We start from the raw sequence: 19,301 nt of genomic DNA on the forward strand, positions 1-19,301 counted from the left end.
CCATCCAAACTGTAATTGCAGGCCTACGCCCATCAGGGGTGACCGCACCCCACAGCCTGAACGATTCGCCACCCCTGAAAAGCAGCAGAGGACGTAGCCAGGGTGCAGCCGAGGGCGCCGACAGCAGCCATCACCATGCATGTGAGAAACAAAGGCTTGCGCCCATAGTGGTCCGACATGGGCCCAATCACAACTTGCGCCAGCGCCACGACCATCACAAATACGCCAATGCCTGCGGTGACCGACGAGGAAGCGGTGCCGAAGTGCTGTGACAGAGCAGGGACAGAGGGGAGAATTACGTCTATGGCGAAGACGCTTAGGAACGTCATCGATAACAACGTGATTGAAATCAGCCTCGTTGCGGGCATGGAAAACCTCGTCTTCAAAAAGCGAGGTTAGCCCGAGCTGGCGAAAGGACGTGAGCTGAAAAACCTGTAGGAAAGTATCCCTACAGGCACCTGTCGGCTCATTCGCCAACTGGCGTTGGCGTCCTACAAATAGAAGGCTTGAGGGCCCTTAATACTCAGCTGTTGGGCAGCAGCCGGCAGGTGATGCTCTTGATATAGCGGGTTTCGGCGATGGCCGGATGTACCGGATGGTCTGGCCCTTGGCCGCCACGCTCCAGCAATTGGATAGTGCGGTCCAGGTGGCGTGCGCTCGTGAGCAGGATGTTTTGCAGGTCATCCTCCGGCAGGTGCATCGAGCACGAGGCGCTCACCAGAATGCCGTCCTTGCTGAGCAGGCGCATGGCCTGTTCGTTCAGGCGGCGGTAAGCGCCTTCGCCGTTTTTAAGGTCTTTCTTGCGCTTGATGAAGGCCGGTGGGTCCGCCACGATCACATCAAAACGCTCTTCAGACGCTTTGAGTTCTTTCATGGCTTCGAACACGTCGCCTTCGATGCAGGTCACTTTTTCGGCAAAACCGTTAAGGCCAGCGTTACGCTCCACGCCATCGAGGGCAAAGCTGGAGGCGTCAACGCAGAACACTTCGCTGGCCCCGAATGCCCCGGCCTGTACGCCCCAGCCGCCGATATAGCTGAACAGGTCCAGCACACGCTTGCCTTTCACATAGGGCGCCAGGCGCGCACGGTTCATGCGGTGGTCGTAGAACCAACCGGTTTTCTGCCCCTGGATCACCGGCGCCTCGAACCGTACGCCGTTCTCTTCCAGCGGCACCCACTCCGGGACCACACCAAATGGCGTTTCCACGTAACGCGCCAGGCCCTCGGCATCACGCGAGGCGGCGTCGTTCTTGAACAGCACGCCGCTGGGCTTGAGCACCTGAATAAGGGCGGCCAGTACGTCGTCCTTGTGTGCCTCCATGGTGGCGGAGGCCAACTGCACCACCAAGATGTCTGCAAAGCGGTCTACCACCAGGCCTGGCAGCAGGTCCGAGTCACCGTACACCAACCGGTAGAAAGGCTTGTCGAACAAACGGTCTCGCAGGGAAAGCGCTACGTTCAGCCGATGCACCAGCAAGGATTTATCCAAGGGCAGGCGCGGGTCACGCGAGACGATGCGTGCGCAGATCAGGTTGTTCGGGCTAACCGCGACCACACCCAAGGCCTTGCCACCTGCCGCCTCCAGTATGGCCTGGTCGCCCGCCTGAAAACCGTGCAAGGGCGTTGCGGCAACGTCGACCTCGTTGCTGAACACCCACAGGTGGCCAGCGCGCAGCCGGCGGTCGGCGTTGGCTTTGAGGCGAAGGCTAGGCAGGGACATTGGGTCGCTCCGGAAAAAAGAGCGCGATTATACGCACCTGCACCGGTCAGGGCCCAAGCATGGCCGACGTGCAGTAACATTGGTCGGGCCAGCCTGCCTTGGGTTATGAAGGGAACCACCTCGGCGCCTCGGTGTTCGACTAGTTGTTGTTGAACGAGCCTCCATCACGTCTTTTGCCGAGCCATCGCATGCCTGAACTGCCAGAAGTCGAAACCACCCGCCGCGGCATTGCTCCCCATTTGGAAGGTCAGCGCGTGGCCAGAGTGATCGTGCGCGACCGCCGCTTGCGTTGGCCGGTGCCGGACGACCTTGATACGCGCCTGTCAGGCCAGCGCTTCATCAGCATTGAGCGTCGCGCCAAATACCTGCTGCTCAATGCCGAAGTCGGCACCCTGATTGCCCACCTGGGCATGTCCGGCAACCTGCGCCTGGTCCCGGTAGGGCAGGCGCCGCTCAAGCATGAGCATGTGGACATCGAGTTGGAAAATGGCCTGGCGCTGCGTTATACCGATCCTCGCCGGTTCGGCGCCATGCTCTGGAGCAACGACCCTCATGCCCATGAATTGCTTAAAGACCTGGGCCCCGAGCCGTTGACCGACGCCTTTGCAGGGGACCGGTTGTTCACGCTTTCCCGTGGCCGCAGTGCTGCCGTGAAGCCGTTCATCATGGACAATCATGTGGTGGTCGGCGTGGGTAACATCTATGCCACCGAAGCGTTGTTCGCCGCAGGGATCGACCCACGCCGCCCTGCCGGGGGCATCTCCCGTGGGCGCTACTTACGCTTAGCGGTGGAGATCAAGCGCATTCTGGCCTATGCCATCGAACGAGGTGGCACTACGCTGCGCGACTTTATCGGCGGTGACGGGCAGCCAGGGTACTTCCAGCAGGAGCTGTTCGTGTATGGGCGAGGCGGTGAATACTGCAAGGTCTGCGGGAAAACCCTGAAGGAAATACGCCTCGGGCAGCGCGCCAGCGTGTATTGCCCAACCTGTCAGAAATAATTGGGCGCCTGACATCCGCGCCTACGCTGATATAGTGAACGCACCCCGCAGTTGCTTTCCCGGTGGGAAAAAGGAAGCCACATGAAACCGTTTCGTGCCTTTTCGTATGCCCTGGCTCTGACAGTGGCACTGCCATGCTTACCCGCCATGGCGGAGGTGTCACAAGGCAACGCCAGTGGTGACCCGGTTTACGATGTCCAGGCGCCGCCAGCTTTCGCCATGGTCGGTGATCTGGTGATTGCGCGGCCTTTGCTGATCGCGGCTACCGTGGTGGGCGCAGGCGTATTTCTGATATCGCTACCCTTTACCGCGTTGGGCGGTAACGTAGGTGCGGCAGGCAAGGCACTCGTGGTCGACCCTGGGAAGGCAGCCTTCGTACGCTGCCTGGGTTGCACCGACAGCGGTTACAAACGCGACTGAAGGCTTAAGGTTGCCCTGTGATGCGCTGGTACTTGGCCATAAGTTGATCATGGCTTTCAGGGTTGGCTTCATCCAGCGGGATGCAATCCACTGGGCATACCTGTTGGCACTGAGGCTCGTCGTAGTGCCCCACGCATTGAGTACACAGGTTGGGGTCGATCACATAGATTTCTTCGCCTTGTGAAATCGCAGCGTTTGGGCACTCGGGTTCGCAGACGTCGCAATTGATGCAATCGTCGGTAATGATCAAAGACATGGGGGGCTCCAGCCCAGGCCGGCGCCAGGGCGATCAAGAACAATGCGTGCATTTTGCCCCAATCACGGGCCCGTTGCACGCCAGTGTGTCGGATCAGCCTTGGAAGCGCTCCGTTAGTGCCGCAGCCACAGCCGGGTGCACGAATTTGCTGATATCCCCGCCCAAGGCTGCAATTTCGCGCACCAGCGTAGAAGAAATAAACGAGTAGCGCTCTGAAGGCGTGAGAAACAGGCTCTCGATGTCGGGTGCCAGTTGGCGGTTCATGTTGGCCAGCTGGAATTCGTATTCGAAGTCAGACACCGCGCGCAGCCCTCGCAGCAACACGTTTGCCCCCTGCTCCTTGGCAAAGGTTGCCAGCAGTGTGGAAAACCCCACCACCTCTACATTAGGCAGGTGTGCAGTGACTTCCTTGGCCAGCGCAACCCGCTGTTCGAGTGGGAACAGGGGGTTTTTCTTGGGGCTGGCCGCGACCGCGATCACTACGGTGTCAAACAGGCGAGACGCCCGATCGACCAGATCGCCATGGCCCTTGGTAATAGGGTCGAAGGTGCCTGGATACAACACTCGGTTCATCGCATCGTCCTGAGGGAGAAGCCGTTAGGGATTCGGATGGTAGCGCAGGCACCAGCAGCCGCGCTAGCGATGCGGGCGTCGGTATGCCCCCTTAACGTCGTAGCGACAAGTGAGTATTAGCCTTCGGTGGCCGCCAGGAGCCCGGCGGGGGTAGGGTTGGCGTAAAACCCGGGCACGTCTATCCACGTGCTATACCTCAGGCTTAGTTCGTACACAATGTGCAGTATTTGCACTGAATCACCGCCCAGTTCGAAAAAGTTATCCTCGTCGTCCACGACGTCTACCTGCAGGTGTTTCATCCACAGGGTAGCGATTTCATCGCGAGATACATTCATGTCAGCCTCATTACCTAAAAGCGTGTGATTACTCAGGTACGCCTTGATTAAAATGCGATTAATGGCTAAAAGCCACTTTTCGCTTTAATACATTTATGGTGACTCGATAGCGGTGCTGGTGTCTGCTGATGTGAGTCAACCAAACAGGTAACGGCTTCGCCATTACCTTTGACTCAATCCTTCACTTCCAGGGAGCCTGCCATGCCTATTGCTCAACTGTTGTCCCCAGCCCAGCTAAATCAGCGGCTCGAAGAGCCAGGCTTGGTAATCCTCGATTGCCGTGCAGCACTCGATGACCTGGACTATGGGAGGCGCAGCTATGCCCAGGGGCATATCGAAGGGGCACGGTTCGCAGACCTGGAGCGAGATCTCAGTGGCAAGGTGGTGAAAGGTGTAACCGGTCGCCATCCGCTGCCTAACCCTGGTCACTTGCTGGAGCGGTTCCGGAGTTGGGGTATCAGCGCAGGTTCCGATGTGGTGCTCTACGACGATGGCCCAGGGGCCTATGCGGCCCGTGCCTGGTGGCTGTTGGTGTGGATGGGCAAGCGTAACGGGGTTTATGTGTTGGATGGCGGTTTGAAAGCTTGGCACGAAGCCCGGTTGCCGCTAAGCCTCAACGCGCCACCGGGCGAGCCCGGACAGTTAACCGGAAAGCCCGACCCTGGCCTTGTAATGACGGCGCAGCAGCTGCACGACGCGTTGGGGCAGAACGGCCTGACGCTGCTCGACGCACGTGCGCAGGCCCGTTTCAACGGCGAGGTTGAGCCTATCGACCCTGTCGCTGGGCATATACCGGGTGCTCACTGCCTTGAGTTCACACGTAACCTGCGGCCAGACGGTGGGTTCCTGCCACCTGATCAGCTTAAGGCACGCTTTGAGCCTTATTTGCAAAACACGCGGGGTGAGGCGAAGGTCGTGGCCTATTGCGGCTCCGGGGTAACGGCCTGCCACAACCTCTTCGCAATGTGCTTGGCAGGCCTGCCATTGGGCACGTTGTACGCGGGGTCGTGGAGTGAGTGGATCACCGATGCCAATCGGCCAAAGGCAGCAGGCTCAGGCGCTCACTAAGCGCGGGCCGCCTGATCCGCCGCAAGGGCAGGCTGCAGGCTGGTGAGCCACTGTGGGATCCGCCGCTCCAAGTAATAACGCGGGCGCCGTAGGCTCCCCTCCACAAACCCCACATGGCCGCCCTTGGCATGGCGCTCGAACACAGTGCCGGGGGCCAACTCGTTGGGTTGCGGCAGGCTGTGGGTGAATACAAATGGGTCATCCTCGGCCTGGATAAGCAGGCAAGGGCGCCGTATGTATTTAAGGTAGTAGCGGCTCGAAGACTGCCGGTAATAATCCCGCGCATCGCTGAACCCGTGAAGCGGCGCAGTGATGCGCCCGTCGAAGTCCCAGAACGTACGGATGCCTTCCAGAGGGCCCAGTGCCGTGAGCGCCGCCAGGTGCTGCCCTTGGCTTTCACGTTCGAAGCGTAGGCGCTTGTACTTGAGGTAACCCAGCATTTCTCGCATGAAATGCGCTTGGTACAGCCGCGAGAACCCTAACCCCATGCGGTCTGCGCACTCGTCGAGGCGGAAGGGTACAGAGACCGCTACTGCGCCCTTGAGGGGGCAACGGTCGCCGGTTTCTCCCATGTACTTGAGCAGTACATTTCCCCCAAGGGAGTAGCCTACGGCATAGAGTGGCGCCAGTGGCCGGCGTGCCTGCACCCATTGGATGACTTCAGCCAAGTCTTCGGTGGCACCAGAGTGGTAACTACGGGGCAGGAGGTTGGGCTCGCCTGAGCAGCCGCGCCAGTTCAAGGCCGCGCTTGCCCAGCCTTGCTCGGCCAAGGCTCGCTGCAAGCCCATGACGTAGGGCGACTGTGAGGAGCCGGTGAGGCCATGCAATACGAGCGCCAAGGGTGCCCGCTCATGGCTGGGGCCATGCCAGTCAATATCGATGAAGTCGCCATCGGCCAGCCATAACCGCTCTCGGGTGCGTGGGAGGTCTGGCTGTTTGCGCCAAAAAGGACCCCACAGGGTTTGCAGGTGGGGGTTGCCCAAGCCGGGCGCCGGACGAAACCGCGGGGCGAGGGGGGCCATTTGCTTCAGGCGCCTCTGGCCCAGAGTGCGTAATGCACCTGCCCGGCTCGCTTTTCTCGGTGCAGCCGCCAACTGGCGGGTAAGCCAAGGCTGGACGGCAGCGCTTCGCTTTCGGTGTACACCCAGGCGCGGTCGGCGAGCCAGCCTTTGCCTTCCAGTAGCTCACACACCGGCCCTAGCAGGTTTTGGTGGAAGGGCGGGTCCAGGAACACCAGATCGAACGGCTGGGGCGGCTGGTTCTCCAGGTAACGCACGGCGTCCCCCTGCATCAACTGGCCCACCGGGCATTTGAGCAGGTTGAGGTTGTTTCGCAGGCTGGCAATGGCGGCGGCGTTGTTATCGAGCGCAAGGCCCATGGCTGCGCCTCGGGACAGCGCTTCGAGGTACAGCGCCCCGCTGCCTACGAACGGGTCCAGCACGCGTGCGCCTGCGACATGGGGCGACAACCAGTTGAACAGGGTTTCCCGTACCCGGTCTGGGGTCGGGCGCAGGCCAGGCGCTTCGGGGAAGGTTACCCGGCGGCTGCGCCATTCGCCTCCGATGATACGAAGTTGGCCTTGGCCACCACGGGGGCCGGATGTGGCAGGTTGAATAGCCATTAGTGCTCCGGAATGCCAAGCGCGGGCTCGGCGGGGTGATCGGTAGGCGGTGGCAGCGGGTCTTGAGCGACCGTAGGGCCTACCGTGACGACGAGCATTTTGTCCTCACTGAGGTGCCGATTCAACGCGCTCTTTATCTGATCGGTAGTCAGTTGTTGAGAGCGGGCCAGGAAATCCTCAAGCCATGAAGGCGGCAGGTTATAGAATCCCATGCTGCCCAATTGGGCGACGATGCTGGCATTGCTTGCGTTGGACAATGGGAAACTTCCCGCGAGCTCTTTCTTGGCTGCCGCCAGCTCTTGCTCGGTCGGGCCGCTTTGAAGGTAGTCACGCAGTACCTTGCGTACTAACTCCAAGGTGCCTTCGCTGACTTGAGCGCGGGTTTGCAGGCCGATGGTGAACGGCCCCTGAGCCTGCATGGCCGTAAAGCCCGAGTACACGCCGTACGAAAGGCCACGTCGCTCTCGCACTTCGGTCATCAGGCGCGTACCAAAGCCGCCACCGCCCAGTATCTGGTTGCCCATGGTGAGGGCGACATAGTCAGGGTTTTTACGGTCAATGCCCAGTTGGCCCAGTATCAGGTGGCTCTGCTTGGACGGGAACTCGATGTGCGTAGCCTTGGCCACGGGTGCGGTGGCTTGAGGCACCGGTGGCACGGCCGGCCCCGCTGGCAGTGCCTTCGATACGCGCTCGGCCAGCGTCTCGGCCTGGGCGCGGTCCAGATCCCCTACCAAGGCGATCACGGCATTACCTGCGGCATAGGCGCGCTTATGGAATGCCCGCATCTGCTCAAGGGTAATGGCCTTCACCGAGCGAGCATTGCCTTCACTGCCATGGGCGTAAGGGTGGTCACCGTACAGCGTGGCCATGAACGCCTGGTTGCCCAGGTAGGCGGGGTTCTGTTTCTGGTATTCGAAACCTGCCAACAGCTGGTTTTTTATACGGGCCACGGAGGCGGCTGGAAACGTGGGCTGACCGATGACTTGGGTAAACAACGCAATGGCCGGCTCGCGCTTACCGGTATCTACCAAGGTGCGCAGGCTGACCACGGCCATATCGCGGTAGGCACCGTTGCCAAAGTCTGCGCCCAGGCCTTCAAAGCCGCGGGCAATGGCGTCTACGTCCTTGCCCGGCACCCCTTCGTTCAGCATGGCGTTGGTCATCAATGCCAAGCCCGGTGAACGACCGTCCTGGGCACTGCCGGCAGCGAAGGTCACGCGCAAGTCGAACATGGGCAGCTCATGAGCCTCCACGAACAGCACGCGAGCGCCGCCTTGAGTCACCCACCGCTGCACGTTGAGCTGGCGGTAGGCGGGAACAGCGGCCTCGGCACTGGCGAGGGTTTCCAGGCCAGCTGCGGTTGGCGTGGGGGCAGGCTGGTCGGCAAACGCTGAGCCGCTGGCCAGGGCGAGCAAGGTCAGCAACATGGCCGCGAACGGGCGGTGCTCAGTCATGGGGCATAGCCTCCGGGAGGACGTGGGCAACGGTCAGGCGATCGCGAGTGAACCAGGTGCGCACCGCCTGTTGGATATCGGCAGGGGTTACCTGGGCCAGGGCCTGGGTTTCGTTATCGAGCAGTTGCCACGATAAACCGACGGTTTCAAGCTGGCCAATGGCGGTGGCCTGAGCGGTGATGGAGTCCTGGTCATATACCAGGCCTGCAATGTATTGGGCGCGCACGCGCTCCAGCTCTGCGGCGGAGGGCGGGGTACGCTTGAGCGTATCGATCAGGCCCCACAGGGCGCTCTCCGCATCAGCCAGGGTTTTGTGCTTTTCAACGTTAGGCGTGGCCGACAGGGTAAACAGGCTGTCACCTCGGTCGTAGGCGTCGTAACTGGCCGATGAGCCGGAAACCACCTCCGAGCCGCGCTCCAACTGCGATGCCATGCGCGCGCTGTAGCCCCCGTCCAGCAGGGCAACGGTCAAGCGAAGGGCTTGAACGCTACGGGCATCGCTGGCGGTGGCAGCGCCGGGCACATTGAACGCCATGAGCAGGCTAGGCAGTTGAGTGCGGACATGCAGGGTAAGGCGGCGTTCGCCAGGCTCGGGGACTTCGATCGGGCGCTTGGCTTCTGGCACCGGGCGGCGGGGGATGCTGCCGAAGAAGCGTTCGGCCAGCGCTTTGACCTCCTCTGGCTGCACATCCCCGACCACCACAAGCGTTGCGTTATTAGGTGCGTACCACGTGTGGTACCAGGCGCGCAGCTCGTCTACCGTCATGCGCTGGAGGTCTGCCATCCACCCAATGGTCGGCGTGCGGTAGCCGGTGGAGGGGTAGGCAGCAGCCTTGAACAGCTCGAACGCCTTTTGCGCGGGCTTGTCGTCGGTGCGAAGGCGGCGCTCTTCCTTGATAACTTCGATTTCACGTGTGAATTCTGCTTCAGGAAGCGCCAGCGTGGCCATGCGGTCAGCTTCCATTTCCAGCGCGACGGGCAACCGGTCGCGGGCCAGCACTTGGTAGAACGCGGTGTAATCATCGCTGGTGAACGCGTTTTCTTCTGCGCCCAAATCACGCAATACGCGGGAGGCTTCGCCCGGCCCCAGCTTGCTGCTGCCTTTGAACATCATGTGTTCCAGTGCGTGCGACAAGCCGGTCTGGCCTGGGCTTTCATAGCTGGAGCCCACCTTGTACCAGAGCTGTGAGACCACCACCGGGGCGCGGTGATCTTCCCTGACGACTACCTTCAAGCCATTGGCCAAGAGGAATTCGTGAGTAGGCTGGGCAGCCAGTGCAGCCGTGGCCAGGGAAGTGCAGGCCAGGCCTGCCAGCCAACGGGCAAGACGGCGAGTAAGAACGGTCATTTTCGTTACGGAACCTGTACGAATGCCCCTGGCCTTAGCGTCGGCGGGCGAGGAGGTGCTAGGATACTGATCCGCCCGGCCTACGGCCACGCTTACAGCAGCGGTTTTGCCAGTGTATCGACGCAAAATGTTGCACGAACGCGCCGGGTGAAAAAGGGTCTGTTTTGCGACCTCCAGATTTCCCGAAGCGCCCCGGCTGGCGCTTCGCTACCTGAGATAGCCGCCTTCCATGTTTGGTTCCAGTGACGATAAGAAGACCCCGGCCCCGGCCGGAGAGAAAAAAGGCCTGTTCGGCTGGCTGCGTAAAAAGCCTCAAGAGCCTGCCGCCCAGCCTGAGCCTCCAGCGCCTGCACCTGCCGACGTCTCGGCCGAGCAGGCCGTAGCCCTCGCTCCAGAGCCTGTAGTGGTCTCGGAGCCTGTGCTCCTTGACGAGCCAGAAGCGCCCACCCCCGCAGCAGTGGTGCCTGAGGCCAGGCTTGAGCTACCGGTTCCTGAAGAGCCCGTGGGCATCGAACCTGAACCTGAGCCTGCCCCCTTGCCGCCGCCCACGGCTGCGCAGCAGGCCCAGGCTGAAGCCATTGCGCCGGTTTCAGTGCCGGCCGAGCCTGACTTGCCCCCGCCTCAGGTACCTGCCGTAGTGGCAGAAGTGCCCCCCAAGGCGGGGTTTTTCTCCCGTCTCAAGCAAGGCCTGAGTAAAACCAGTGCCAGCATTGGCGAAGGTATGGCCAGCCTGTTCCTGGGCAAGAAGGCCATCGACGACGATCTGCTGGATGAGATTGAAACGCGTCTGCTAACGGCTGACGTAGGAGTAGAGGCCACGTCGGTGATCATTCGCAACCTGACCCAAAAGGTTGCCCGCAAACAATTGACAGACGTACAGGCCCTGTACGCCTCGTTGCAAAATGAGCTGGCAGACATGCTGCGGCCCGTTGAGCAGCCGTTGGTGATGAGCCCTCAGCACAGCCCCTTCGTCATTCTGGTGGTGGGCGTGAACGGCGCCGGTAAAACCACCACCATCGGTAAGCTGGCGGCTCGCTTCCAGCGTGAAGGCAAAAAGGTAATGCTCGCTGCTGGCGACACCTTCCGTGCGGCAGCGGTCGAGCAGTTGCAGGTGTGGGGGGAGCGTAATGGCGTCCCTGTCATTGCCCAGCATACCGGCGCCGACTCTGCCTCCGTGATTTTCGATGCGGTGCAGGCTGCCAAGGCGCGGGGCATGGATGTGTTGATCGCCGATACCGCCGGGCGGCTCCACACCAAGGACAACCTGATGGAGGAGCTGAAAAAGGTGCGCCGCGTGATCGGCAAGCTGGACGCAGAAGCGCCTCACGAAGTCTTGCTGGTGCTGGACGCCGGCACGGGCCAGAACGCTATCAACCAGGCCAAGCACTTCAATCAATCCGTTGCCCTTACAGGGCTGGCCTTGACCAAGCTGGATGGCACTGCCAAAGGGGGAGTGATCTTCGCCCTGGCCAAGCAGTTTGGGTTGCCCATCCGTTACATCGGGGTGGGCGAGGGTATTGATGACTTGCGTGCGTTCGAGGCCGAGGCCTTTGTCGGTGCCCTGTTCGCGGAGCGAGACCGGCCATGATCCGCTTCGAGCAGGTTGGTAAGCGTTATGCCAATGGCCATGTTGGGTTGCATGAGCTTAGTTTTCGGGTTCGTCGGGGCGAGTTCCTGTTCGTGACGGGGCATTCCGGCGCCGGTAAGAGCACGCTGTTGCGCTTGTTGCTCGCCATGGAGCGCCCCACCAGCGGGAAGCTTCTACTGGCAGGCCAGGATTTGGGGCAGATCAGCAATGCGCAAATCCCCTTCCTGCGTCGGCAGATCGGCGTGGTCTTTCAAAACCACCAGTTGTTGTTCGACCGTACCGTGTTCAACAACATTGCCTTGCCTTTGCAAATTTTGGGGCTAGCCAAGGCAGAGATTGCCAAGCGCGTGGATGCAGCACTCGATCGTGTATCGCTGGGCGACAAAAGCGACCTGTATCCGGGCGACTTGTCCACAGGCCAGCAGCAACGCGTGGGCATTGCTCGCGCCATCGTCCACAAGCCTGCGTTGCTGCTGGCAGATGAGCCTACCGGCAACCTCGACCCCCGCCTGGCAGCAGAAATCATGGGCGTATTCGAGGACATCAATCGGTTAGGCACCAGTGTACTGATCGCCAGTCATGATTTGGCGCTCATCGCTCGCATGCGCCACCGCATGCTCACATTGCAACGTGGCCGTTTGATCGGTGACGGGGAGGCTGGCCAATGAGCGCGACGCGCAGCCCTAAGGTATCTGATCGTGTGGCACCGAAACCCTCGGAGCCCTCGCCGAAAAAGCCCAAAGGCCAACATGATGATGACGGCCCGGATTTCGGCACCCTCCTCAATGCCTGGCTGGAAAGCCATAGGGCCAGCCTGGTAGACAGCCTCAAGCGGCTAGGTCGACAGCCATTCGGTAGCTTCTTCACCTGCCTGGTGATGGCGGTTGCCCTGAGCTTGCCCATGGGGCTGTCGCTGTTGCTCACCAATGTAGAGCGGCTAGGTGGCTCATGGCAGCGAGCAGCACAGATTTCTCTTTATATGCGCATGGAGGCCGGTACCCAGGAAGGCGAAGCCTTGGTCAGCCAGGCCAAGGCGCTGAGTGGGGTGGCAGAGGCCGAGTTCATCAGCCGAGAAGACGCCCTCGACGCCTTCCAGCAGCAATCCGGCCTGGGCGAGGCCATCAAGGAATTACCAGACAACCCCTTGCCTGGCGTAGTGGTGGTGACCCCGCGTGAAGTAGACAAGCCTGCCCTGGAAGCCCTGCGCGAGCAGCTGGCACAGTTGCCGAACGTAGCGCAGGCCCAGCTAGACCTCGTGTGGGTCGAGCGCCTTGCAGCCATTCTCAAGTTGGGTGATCGCTTCGTATTCGGCCTGGCGGTACTGTTGATCTCTGCCCTACTGCTAGTTATTGGCAATACCATTCGGCTGCATATCGAGAACCGCCGCAATGAGATCGAGGTCATAAAGCTGGTTGGCGGAACAGATTCGTATGTACGGCGGCCATTCCTGTACATGGGCGCGCTCTATGGTTTGGGCGCTGGCCTATTGGCGTGGGCGGTCCTGGCGTTTGGGCTGGACTGGCTCAATGGCGCCGTAGTGAACCTGGCGGGGCTTTATGGCAGTGACTTTGCCTTGGGTGGTGTGCCTGCCGGGGACGGCCTTTCCCTATTGCTAGGGGCCGTATTGTTAGGGTATATCGGTGCGTGGATTGCAGTGGCGAGGCACCTCAGGGAGCTGGCGCCACGCTAAACGTTTTCTTGACGTCAAAGGCCCTGGCTTCGGAACTCATCCCGAATTACAGGGTCTATTGAGTCGGCGCTCACAAGGCGCATATCTGTTTGTTGGAGGTTTTAAATGACCACTTCTTTGCAACCTGCTTACATGCTTGTCCCAGGTGCGAACCTTGAGGCATACGTGCATACGGTTAACAGCATTCCGTTGCTGACACCGGAGCGGGAGCGTGAACTGGCTGAAAAACTCTATTACGCCCAAGACCTCGAAGCCGCACGTGAGATGGTACTGGCTCACCTGCGTTTCGTGGTGCATATCGCCCGTAGCTATTCAGGCTACGGGTTGGCGCAAGCTGACCTGGTGCAGGAAGGCAACGTAGGCCTGATGAAGGCTGTGAAGCGCTTTAACCCCGAAATGGGCGTGCGTCTGGTCTCCTTCGCGGTGCACTGGATTAAAGCTGAGATTCACGAATTCATCCTGCGTAACTGGCGCATCGTCAAGGTGGCCACCACCAAGGCGCAGCGCAAGCTGTTCTTTAACCTGCGCAGCCAGAAAAAGCGCCTCGCCTGGTTGAACAATGAAGAGGTTCACCGGGTTGCCGAAAGCCTGGGCGTGGAGCCGCGGGAAGTGCGCGAAATGGAAAGCCGCCTGACAGGCCAGGACATGGCGTTCGATCCAGCCGCAGAGGCAGACGATGACAGCGCGTTCCAGTCGCCTGCCCACTACCTGGAAGACCATCGGTACGACCCGGCGCGCCAGTTAGAGGACGCCGACTGGACAGACACGTCCACCAATAACCTGCATGAGGCATTGGAAGTACTGGACGAGCGTAGCCGCGACATCCTTTATCAACGCTGGCTGGCTGAGGAGAAGGCGACCCTGCATGACTTGGCTGCCAAGTACAATGTGTCGGCTGAGCGCATTCGCCAGTTAGAAAAAAACGCAATGAACAAGCTCAAGGGCACTATTGCTGCCTGAGACATAGCCTTTCGCGGGCTTCGCCGGCTCCTACCCGTGGGAAACGTCGCAACGGGTAGGAGCAAACGCAGCCAACGGCAGAGTTCGCGAACATGGCCCACCGTACTACCTACGCCCGCCTCTACTTTTCAAAGACCCACGGTGCAGGCCGTGCCTGGTTCAGGTTTGCCAAGTAATCTGCGCCGCCCAATTGCCCCATTTGCTGTCGAATCCAGGCGGCACGCCTAAGCACGTAGGCGCTTGGCCGGCTTGCGCTCCATTCCCGAGGGGCGGGCAATACCGCAGCCAGCACGCTGGCTTGTTGACGGGTAAGGTTGGCCGCGCTGGTATTGAAATGATGCCGGGCGGCGGCCTCGGCGCCAAATACGCCGTCATCCCATTCCGCGCTATTGAGGTACACCTCCAAAATACGCTGCTTTGGCCACAGCACCTCCAGCAGCAGAGTAAACCACGCCTCTAACCCCTTGCGTACGTAGCTTCGGCCACTCCATAGGAACAGGTTTTTAGCGACTTGTTGAGTGAGCGTGCTCGCACCCCGGAGTGACCCGCCGCGTTCATTGTGGTTGAAGGCAGCGCGAATAGCAGGAAGGTCAAAGCCCCAGTGAAACGGAAACTTCTGGTCTTCACCTGCAATCACGGCAATTTTGAGGTCATCCGGCAGGCTGGCCCATGGGCGCCACGAGCGCTGCAATTCAATAGGCTGGCCGTCAAACCAGGACTGCGCCTTGCGCTCTACCATCAAGGCGGTGCCGGGCGGCGGCACCCACCGAAATACCAGCACCAGCGCTATGCTGCCTAGGGCGAACCACATCAGAAAGCGGCAGATGTACTGCAATAACGTACCTAGCATAGCGAGCTTGGCCCCGGCGGAAGAGCGGGCCATTATACAGGCCCTGTAGCTGGACGATTGGATGAACACCCATGTTGCGCATTTTTCTGATACTGGCCGCCCTCTTTGGTTTTACAGGCGTAGGCTTGGGGGCGTTCGCGGCCCATGGTCTCAAAGGGCGGCTGTCGCCTGAGTACCTGGCGATTTTCCAGACAGGGGTTCAATACCAGCTGGTGCATGCGTTGGCGTTGTTGGGCGTGGCGGTGCTGTCGAGCATGATGCCAGGGCGGTTAATGGCGTGGGCGGGGGCATTGTTCTGTCTAGGCATTGTGCTGTTTTCTGGCAGCCTGTACGCCCTCACACTTAGCGGGGTCGGCCGGCTTGGCATCATTACCCCATTTGGCGGGCTGGCGTTTCTGGCCGGCTGGGCCTGCCTTGGTGTGGCCGCTTGGCGGCTAGGCTAACCCCAAGGGCTGGCCTAGCCTTGGTGGGCGCGGCTGATCGGGCTAGAATGCACGCCCCCCACTGGCAATGGCGCCCCTACATGCGCATTCAATTGAACGGAGACACCTTCGAGCTACCTGACGGCGAAACCGTGGCCGGGCTGTTGGCCCGCATGGAGCTGGCCGGGCGGCGGGTTGCGGTCGAGCTCAACCAGGGCATCGTGCCACGCAGTGAACATGCCGGCACCGCATTGAGTGAGGGTGACCAGGTAGAGGTGGTGCAGGCCATCGGCGGTGGCTAGGCCACCCGCGTAACGCTCTTCTTCACATACGAGGACTTTCCATGAGTACATCCCGCAGCGACAAGCCGTTTGTCCTGGCCGGCCGCACCTACCAGTCACGCTTGCTGGTAGGCACTGGCAAGTACCGGGACCTGGATGAAACTCGCCAGGCCATTGAAGCCTCCGGGGCTGAAATCGTTACGGTAGCAGTACGGCGCACCAACATTGGCCAGACGCCAGGTGAGCCCAACCTGCTGGACGTGCTACCACCTCATCGCTACACCATTCTGCCCAACACGGCTGGATGTTACGACGCGGTCGAGGCCGTGCGCACCTGTCGCCTTGCCCGAGAACTGCTCGACGGGCATAACCTGGTGAAGCTTGAGGTGCTGGCAGACCAGAAAACGCTGTTCCCCAATGTGATCGAAACCCTTAAAGCGGCCGAAGTATTGGTCAAAGAGGGCTTCGATGTAATGGTGTACACCAGCGATGATCCCATCATTGCCCGTCAGCTGGCAGACATGGGCTGCATCGCTGTCATGCCCCTGGCCGGGCTGATTGGCACAGGGCTGGGCATCTGCAATCCCTATAACCTGCAGATCATCCTGGAAGAAGCCAAGGTGCCCGTGCTGGTCGACGCAGGCGTGGGTACCGCGTCAGACGCCACCATCGCCATGGAGCTGGGTTGCGAAGCCGTATTGATGAACTCAGCCATTGCCCACGCGCAACACCCGGTGCAAATGGCTGAAGCCATGAAACACGCGATCATTGCCGGCCGCCTGGCCTGGCTTGCCGGTCGCATGCCGAAAAAACTCTATGCCAGCGCCTCTTCGCCGCTGGATGGCCTGATCAAGTAAGAGCCCCAATGACTGATTCACATCCTACTCCGGCTGAGGCCGACGCTACGCCGGCGCACCACCGAGCCATCAAAAGCTTTGTCATGCGCGCCGGGCGCATGACTGAAGGCCAGCAACGTGGGCTGGATCAAGGCGGGCCTCAGTTCATCTTGCCGTTGGCAGACGCCCCAGTGGATTTCGACGAAGTGTTCGGCCGCACGGCCCCTCGCACGCTGGAAATCGGGTTTGGTATGGGGCACTCGCTGCTTGAGATGGCCGCCGCTGCGCCAGAGCAGGATTTCATCGGCGTTGAAGTGCACCGCCCAGGCGTGGGCGCCCTGTTGAACGGGGTGCTGACCCAAGGTCTCAGTAACCTGCGTGTGTACGACTGCGACGCGATCGAAGTACTCAAACGCTGCGTGGCAGACGCGAGCCTTGACCGTTTACTGTTGTTCTTCCCTGACCCCTGGCACAAGAGCCGCCACCACAAACGTCGAATCGTGCAGCCTGCGTTTGCCGAGCTGGTGCGCAGCAAGCTCAAGCCCGGAGGCATCCTGCACATGGCTACGGACTGGGAGCCTTACGCGGAGTTCATGCTTGAAGTGATGAGCATCGCGCCTGGCTACCGTAACCTGGCCAGCGATGGGCGCTGGGTAGAGCGCCCAACCGAGCGGCCCGTGACCAAGTTCGAGCGCCGTGGCGAGCGCCTGGGCCATGGGGTCTGGGATTTGAAGTTCGAGCGGGTGGATTGACACCCGCTCGGCAATAGCGGCCCTTACTTACGGTCCGCTACGACCCCGAGCAGTACCAGCACCACGAGCAGTACCGGTGCCAAGCTGTAGTTGCTGAACTGCTGCAGCCCCTTGAGCACCCACGGCGTGGCGTAAATCAATGCAGCGCCGCTGCCTACGAGGCAGGCCAGGGCCATCATGGGAATGCGTAGCACGCCTCCCATGCTGCCTATCTTCTGTTCGCCCCAGGCTTTGACCTGGGCCCCAAACAACACCAGCACACAGCCCACCAAGGCCAGGGCAATTTCAGAGAGATTGCCTCGGCACCACCGCGACATCGTTGAAAGCAGATCCAGAAGCTGATCCATCCAGGGTCCTCAGGTTAGAAATAATTGTAATAGGTCATTGAGAAACAGTTGGCCGCGCGGCGTAGCGGCCAGGTGGCCGGGGCCGACTTGTAGCAGCCCCCTGTGCTCGGCGTCGCGACGGCCTGCCTCCAGGGCGCTTGAAGGGAGCCCTGTACGCTCGGTGAACAATGTTGCAGGCACGCCTTCAGTCAAACGCAAGGCGTTTATCAGGAACTCAAACGGCAGTTCATCGGCCGTGAGTACCTTCTCACCGGCCAGGTAGGGCTTTGCCAGGTTCAAGTAATCCTTGGGCAGACGGGTTTTCCAGGTACGTCGTATCACACCGTCAATGCCGGTCAGCTTGCCATGAGCCCCGGCGCCAATACCGATGAAGTCTCCAAAGCTCCAGTAGTTAAGGTTATGCCGTGCAGGGCGGCCAGGGCGCGCATAGGCCGAGACTTCATACTGGGCAAAGCCTTCGCTCGCCAACAGCGCCTGGCCAGCCTCCTGGATGTCCCACAGCGTGTCATCTTCAGGTAGCTGGGGCGGCTGGTTCCAGAACACCGTATTAGGTTCGAGCGTGAGCTGGTACCACGACAGGTGCGTGGGTGCCAAGGCGATGGCCTGACGCAGGTCGTCCAAGGCCTCCTCCAGGGTTTGCCCCGGCAAGCCATGCATCAAGTCCAGGTTGAAGTTATCGAAGCCTGCCCGGCGTGCCATCTCTGCAGCCCGCAGCGCTTCATCGCCGTTATGGATGCGCCCTAGCGCTGCTAGTTTGTCTGCCTGGAAGCTCTGAACGCCGATGGACAATCGGTTGATGCCAATCTTGCGATAAGCGATAAATTTATCCTGCTCGAAGGTGCCAGGGTTGGCCTCAAGTGTGATTTCTACATCAGGTGCCAGGCTGATCCGCTGAGCAATGCCCTCAAGCAGCCGTGCTAGTGCCTGAGCGCTGAACAGGCTAGGCGTACCGCCCCCAAAAAAAATCGACGTCAGGGGCCGCCCGAAGGCTGCCGGCAGGTCGCGGTCCAGGTCGTCGAGCAGGGCGGTGACATAGGCGTCTTCAGGCAACTCCGGCCCGGCGGCGTGGGAATTGAAGTCGCAATAAGGGCATTTGCGTACGCACCACGGAATATGGATATACAGCGCCAATGGGGGCAGCGGGTTCATTCGATACCCAGGCGCTGGCGTAACAGGGCCATGGCCCGTGCCCGATGGCTTAGCTGGTTTTTCTCGGCCGGGCTGAGGTCGGCACTGGAGCACTGACGTTCTGGAACCCAAAACAGCGGGTCATACCCAAAACCGTTGGCACCACTGGCGGCGGGCAGGATACGACCATGCCACAGCCCTTCGCACAAAATGGGCAGCGGGTCGTCGGCATGCCGTACCAGCGCCAGTACACACACGAATTGCGCGCCACGCTCAGGTTCGGGGACCTCGCTCAGGGCAGCGAGTAACTTGGCGTTATTCGCAGCATCCCCTTGGCCGTCAGCGTAGCGGGCTGAATAGATTCCCGGTGCGCCGCCAAGGTAATCCACCGCCAGGCCTGAGTCATCGGCCAGTGCAGGAAGGCCCGATAAGCGAGCCGCGTTACGGGCCTTGAGAATGGCGTTTTCCACAAAGGAGAGGCCGGTTTCTTCAGGCTCTACCTGGCTGAACTCACTGACGGAGCGCAGGTGCACGCGGTCGCCCAGCATGGCTTGAAGCTCTTTGAGTTTGCCAGCGTTATGGCTGGCCAGTACCAATTGGGTGAACATCGTCATAAGAAATAGAGGTAATCGTGAAGGCGCCTGGCGCCGG

At 60.7% G+C, this 19,301-nt stretch carries 24 protein-coding genes; 11 read left to right on the top strand and 13 right to left on the bottom strand.

Annotated elements, in window-relative coordinates:
- Window positions 1–32: 32 nt before the first annotated feature.
- Window positions 33–368: an MFS transporter gene (locus AC4LE2_RS01320; protein WP_491823603.1), complete on the bottom strand. Its 336-nt coding sequence runs from the start codon at window positions 366–368 to the stop codon at window positions 33–35.
- 155 nt (window positions 369–523) lie between these two features.
- Window positions 524–1,720 carry a class I SAM-dependent rRNA methyltransferase gene (locus AC4LE2_RS01325; protein WP_491823605.1) on the bottom strand — a complete coding sequence of 399 codons (1,197 nt, stop codon included), beginning with the start codon at window positions 1,718–1,720 and terminating at the stop codon, window positions 524–526.
- Window positions 1,721–1,908: 188 nt separating this feature from the next.
- Here AC4LE2_RS01325 and mutM point away from each other — a divergent pair, with 188 nt between their 5' ends.
- Together mutM and AC4LE2_RS01335 are read left to right on the top strand one after the other, a co-directional pair.
- The gene (mutM, locus tag AC4LE2_RS01330; protein ID WP_491823607.1) at window positions 1,909–2,721 is read left to right on the top strand and encodes a bifunctional DNA-formamidopyrimidine glycosylase/DNA-(apurinic or apyrimidinic site) lyase; all 813 of its coding nucleotides are present in this window, start codon (window positions 1,909–1,911) and stop codon (window positions 2,719–2,721) included.
- An 81-nt stretch (window positions 2,722–2,802) separates the two neighbouring features.
- Entirely contained in the window at window positions 2,803–3,141 is a 339-nt protein-coding gene (locus tag AC4LE2_RS01335; RefSeq protein WP_491823609.1) for a multidrug transporter, read from the top strand.
- Window positions 3,142–3,145: 4 nt separating this feature from the next.
- Here AC4LE2_RS01335 and AC4LE2_RS01340 read toward each other — a convergent pair whose 3' ends face one another.
- From AC4LE2_RS01340 to AC4LE2_RS01350, 3 genes are all read right to left on the bottom strand, one after another.
- Complete coding sequence (locus AC4LE2_RS01340; RefSeq protein ID WP_491823611.1) at window positions 3,146–3,397, bottom strand: YfhL family 4Fe-4S dicluster ferredoxin; 252 nt, start codon at window positions 3,395–3,397, stop codon at window positions 3,146–3,148.
- Between the two features lie 93 nt (window positions 3,398–3,490).
- A complete protein-coding gene (coaD, locus tag AC4LE2_RS01345) occupies window positions 3,491–3,970 on the bottom strand; it encodes a pantetheine-phosphate adenylyltransferase (RefSeq protein WP_491823613.1) in 480 nt (159 codons plus the stop codon).
- Between the two features lie 116 nt (window positions 3,971–4,086).
- Complete coding sequence (locus AC4LE2_RS01350; RefSeq protein WP_491823615.1) at window positions 4,087–4,305, bottom strand: phosphopantetheine-binding protein; 219 nt, start codon at window positions 4,303–4,305, stop codon at window positions 4,087–4,089.
- Window positions 4,306–4,506: 201 nt separating this feature from the next.
- On the opposite strand from AC4LE2_RS01350, the gene AC4LE2_RS01355 reads away from it, so the two are divergent.
- Complete coding sequence (locus tag AC4LE2_RS01355; protein ID WP_491823616.1) at window positions 4,507–5,373, top strand: sulfurtransferase; 867 nt, start codon at window positions 4,507–4,509, stop codon at window positions 5,371–5,373.
- On the opposite strand, the gene AC4LE2_RS01360 is transcribed toward AC4LE2_RS01355, so the two are convergent.
- From AC4LE2_RS01360 to AC4LE2_RS01375, 4 genes are read right to left on the bottom strand one after another with little or no spacing between them, the layout of a single operon-like run.
- Window positions 5,370–6,395 carry a hydrolase gene (locus AC4LE2_RS01360; RefSeq protein WP_491823618.1) on the bottom strand — a complete coding sequence of 342 codons (1,026 nt, stop codon included), beginning with the start codon at window positions 6,393–6,395 and terminating at the stop codon, window positions 5,370–5,372. The two genes, AC4LE2_RS01355 and AC4LE2_RS01360, sit on opposite strands and share 4 nt — an antisense overlap.
- A gap of 5 nt (window positions 6,396–6,400) precedes the next feature.
- Window positions 6,401–6,994 carry a 16S rRNA (guanine(966)-N(2))-methyltransferase RsmD gene (gene rsmD, locus AC4LE2_RS01365; RefSeq protein WP_491823619.1) on the bottom strand — a complete coding sequence of 198 codons (594 nt, stop codon included), beginning with the start codon at window positions 6,992–6,994 and terminating at the stop codon, window positions 6,401–6,403.
- Entirely contained in the window at window positions 6,994–8,448 is a 1,455-nt protein-coding gene (locus AC4LE2_RS01370) for a M16 family metallopeptidase (RefSeq protein ID WP_491823621.1), read from the bottom strand. Before AC4LE2_RS01370 ends, rsmD begins: the two co-directional genes overlap by 1 nt.
- The gene (locus AC4LE2_RS01375) at window positions 8,441–9,796 is read right to left on the bottom strand and encodes a M16 family metallopeptidase (protein ID WP_491823623.1); all 1,356 of its coding nucleotides are present in this window, start codon (window positions 9,794–9,796) and stop codon (window positions 8,441–8,443) included. The genes AC4LE2_RS01370 and AC4LE2_RS01375 overlap by 8 nt, the downstream gene beginning before the upstream one ends.
- Before the next feature lie 229 nt (window positions 9,797–10,025).
- Between AC4LE2_RS01375 and ftsY the strand changes: the two genes are divergently transcribed.
- The 4 genes from ftsY to rpoH all read left to right on the top strand — a co-directional run bounded on the left by ftsY (window position 10,026) and on the right by rpoH (window position 14,034).
- The gene (gene ftsY, locus AC4LE2_RS01380) at window positions 10,026–11,384 is read left to right on the top strand and encodes a signal recognition particle-docking protein FtsY (protein ID WP_491823625.1); all 1,359 of its coding nucleotides are present in this window, start codon (window positions 10,026–10,028) and stop codon (window positions 11,382–11,384) included.
- Complete coding sequence (ftsE, locus tag AC4LE2_RS01385; protein WP_491823627.1) at window positions 11,381–12,052, top strand: cell division ATP-binding protein FtsE; 672 nt, start codon at window positions 11,381–11,383, stop codon at window positions 12,050–12,052. Before ftsY ends, ftsE begins: the two co-directional genes overlap by 4 nt.
- Window positions 12,049–13,074: a permease-like cell division protein FtsX gene (ftsX, locus tag AC4LE2_RS01390; RefSeq protein ID WP_491823629.1), complete on the top strand. Its 1,026-nt coding sequence runs from the start codon at window positions 12,049–12,051 to the stop codon at window positions 13,072–13,074. The genes ftsE and ftsX overlap by 4 nt, the downstream gene beginning before the upstream one ends.
- A gap of 105 nt (window positions 13,075–13,179) precedes the next feature.
- Window positions 13,180–14,034 carry an RNA polymerase sigma factor RpoH gene (gene rpoH, locus AC4LE2_RS01395; protein ID WP_491823631.1) on the top strand — a complete coding sequence of 285 codons (855 nt, stop codon included), beginning with the start codon at window positions 13,180–13,182 and terminating at the stop codon, window positions 14,032–14,034.
- 121 nt (window positions 14,035–14,155) lie between these two features.
- On the opposite strand, the gene mtgA is transcribed toward rpoH, so the two are convergent.
- Entirely contained in the window at window positions 14,156–14,884 is a 729-nt protein-coding gene (gene mtgA, locus AC4LE2_RS01400) for a monofunctional biosynthetic peptidoglycan transglycosylase (RefSeq protein ID WP_491828020.1), read from the bottom strand.
- A 71-nt stretch (window positions 14,885–14,955) separates the two neighbouring features.
- Between mtgA and AC4LE2_RS01405 the strand changes: the two genes are divergently transcribed.
- From AC4LE2_RS01405 to trmB, 4 genes are all read left to right on the top strand, one after another.
- Window positions 14,956–15,327: a DUF423 domain-containing protein gene (locus AC4LE2_RS01405; protein WP_491823633.1), complete on the top strand. Its 372-nt coding sequence runs from the start codon at window positions 14,956–14,958 to the stop codon at window positions 15,325–15,327.
- An 80-nt stretch (window positions 15,328–15,407) separates the two neighbouring features.
- Entirely contained in the window at window positions 15,408–15,608 is a 201-nt protein-coding gene (thiS, locus tag AC4LE2_RS01410) for a sulfur carrier protein ThiS (RefSeq protein ID WP_491823635.1), read from the top strand.
- A gap of 41 nt (window positions 15,609–15,649) precedes the next feature.
- Entirely contained in the window at window positions 15,650–16,444 is a 795-nt protein-coding gene (locus AC4LE2_RS01415; RefSeq protein ID WP_491823636.1) for a thiazole synthase, read from the top strand.
- An 8-nt stretch (window positions 16,445–16,452) separates the two neighbouring features.
- Complete coding sequence (gene trmB, locus AC4LE2_RS01420; protein WP_491823638.1) at window positions 16,453–17,175, top strand: tRNA (guanosine(46)-N7)-methyltransferase TrmB; 723 nt, start codon at window positions 16,453–16,455, stop codon at window positions 17,173–17,175.
- Between the two features lie 23 nt (window positions 17,176–17,198).
- Here the strand turns inward: trmB and AC4LE2_RS01425 are convergent, their stop codons facing one another.
- Genes AC4LE2_RS01425 through rdgB form a run of 3 tightly spaced genes read right to left on the bottom strand, consistent with a single transcriptional unit; the run spans window position 17,199 to window position 19,264 of the window.
- Window positions 17,199–17,522: a DUF3392 family protein gene (locus AC4LE2_RS01425; RefSeq protein WP_491823640.1), complete on the bottom strand. Its 324-nt coding sequence runs from the start codon at window positions 17,520–17,522 to the stop codon at window positions 17,199–17,201.
- Window positions 17,523–17,531: 9 nt separating this feature from the next.
- Entirely contained in the window at window positions 17,532–18,671 is a 1,140-nt protein-coding gene (gene hemW, locus AC4LE2_RS01430; protein WP_491823642.1) for a radical SAM family heme chaperone HemW, read from the bottom strand.
- Window positions 18,668–19,264 (bottom strand): RdgB/HAM1 family non-canonical purine NTP pyrophosphatase, encoded by a 597-nt coding sequence (rdgB, locus tag AC4LE2_RS01435; protein ID WP_491823644.1) that lies wholly within the window; start codon window positions 19,262–19,264, stop codon window positions 18,668–18,670. Before rdgB ends, hemW begins: the two co-directional genes overlap by 4 nt.
- Between the last annotated feature and the right edge of the window lie 37 nt (window positions 19,265–19,301).

The sequence above is a fragment of the Pseudomonas sp. 9.3L genome (assembly GCF_058536285.1).

What these genes read in the sequence shown, in the direction of transcription:
- AC4LE2_RS01320 (WP_491823603.1), bottom strand. Translation starts at nt 368, where the DNA reads ATGCCCGCAACGAGGCTGATTTCAATCACGTTGTTATCGATGACGTTC.
- AC4LE2_RS01325 (WP_491823605.1), bottom strand. Translation starts at nt 1,720, where the DNA reads ATGTCCCTGCCTAGCCTTCGCCTCAAAGCCAACGCCGACCGCCGGCTG.
- mutM (WP_491823607.1), top strand. Translation starts at nt 1,909, where the DNA reads ATGCCTGAACTGCCAGAAGTCGAAACCACCCGCCGCGGCATTGCTCCC.
- AC4LE2_RS01335 (WP_491823609.1), top strand. Translation starts at nt 2,803, where the DNA reads ATGAAACCGTTTCGTGCCTTTTCGTATGCCCTGGCTCTGACAGTGGCA.
- AC4LE2_RS01340 (WP_491823611.1), bottom strand. Translation starts at nt 3,397, where the DNA reads ATGTCTTTGATCATTACCGACGATTGCATCAATTGCGACGTCTGCGAA.
- coaD (WP_491823613.1), bottom strand. Translation starts at nt 3,970, where the DNA reads ATGAACCGAGTGTTGTATCCAGGCACCTTCGACCCTATTACCAAGGGC.
- AC4LE2_RS01350 (WP_491823615.1), bottom strand. Translation starts at nt 4,305, where the DNA reads ATGAATGTATCTCGCGATGAAATCGCTACCCTGTGGATGAAACACCTG.
- AC4LE2_RS01355 (WP_491823616.1), top strand. Translation starts at nt 4,507, where the DNA reads ATGCCTATTGCTCAACTGTTGTCCCCAGCCCAGCTAAATCAGCGGCTC.
- AC4LE2_RS01360 (WP_491823618.1), bottom strand. Translation starts at nt 6,395, where the DNA reads ATGGCCCCCCTCGCCCCGCGGTTTCGTCCGGCGCCCGGCTTGGGCAAC.
- rsmD (WP_491823619.1), bottom strand. Translation starts at nt 6,994, where the DNA reads ATGGCTATTCAACCTGCCACATCCGGCCCCCGTGGTGGCCAAGGCCAA.
- AC4LE2_RS01370 (WP_491823621.1), bottom strand. Translation starts at nt 8,448, where the DNA reads ATGACTGAGCACCGCCCGTTCGCGGCCATGTTGCTGACCTTGCTCGCC.
- AC4LE2_RS01375 (WP_491823623.1), bottom strand. Translation starts at nt 9,796, where the DNA reads ATGACCGTTCTTACTCGCCGTCTTGCCCGTTGGCTGGCAGGCCTGGCC.
- ftsY (WP_491823625.1), top strand. Translation starts at nt 10,026, where the DNA reads ATGTTTGGTTCCAGTGACGATAAGAAGACCCCGGCCCCGGCCGGAGAG.
- ftsE (WP_491823627.1), top strand. Translation starts at nt 11,381, where the DNA reads ATGATCCGCTTCGAGCAGGTTGGTAAGCGTTATGCCAATGGCCATGTT.
- ftsX (WP_491823629.1), top strand. Translation starts at nt 12,049, where the DNA reads ATGAGCGCGACGCGCAGCCCTAAGGTATCTGATCGTGTGGCACCGAAA.
- rpoH (WP_491823631.1), top strand. Translation starts at nt 13,180, where the DNA reads ATGACCACTTCTTTGCAACCTGCTTACATGCTTGTCCCAGGTGCGAAC.
- mtgA (WP_491828020.1), bottom strand. Translation starts at nt 14,884, where the DNA reads ATGCTAGGTACGTTATTGCAGTACATCTGCCGCTTTCTGATGTGGTTC.
- AC4LE2_RS01405 (WP_491823633.1), top strand. Translation starts at nt 14,956, where the DNA reads ATGTTGCGCATTTTTCTGATACTGGCCGCCCTCTTTGGTTTTACAGGC.
- thiS (WP_491823635.1), top strand. Translation starts at nt 15,408, where the DNA reads ATGCGCATTCAATTGAACGGAGACACCTTCGAGCTACCTGACGGCGAA.
- AC4LE2_RS01415 (WP_491823636.1), top strand. Translation starts at nt 15,650, where the DNA reads ATGAGTACATCCCGCAGCGACAAGCCGTTTGTCCTGGCCGGCCGCACC.
- trmB (WP_491823638.1), top strand. Translation starts at nt 16,453, where the DNA reads ATGACTGATTCACATCCTACTCCGGCTGAGGCCGACGCTACGCCGGCG.
- AC4LE2_RS01425 (WP_491823640.1), bottom strand. Translation starts at nt 17,522, where the DNA reads ATGGATCAGCTTCTGGATCTGCTTTCAACGATGTCGCGGTGGTGCCGA.
- hemW (WP_491823642.1), bottom strand. Translation starts at nt 18,671, where the DNA reads ATGAACCCGCTGCCCCCATTGGCGCTGTATATCCATATTCCGTGGTGC.
- rdgB (WP_491823644.1), bottom strand. Translation starts at nt 19,264, where the DNA reads ATGACGATGTTCACCCAATTGGTACTGGCCAGCCATAACGCTGGCAAA.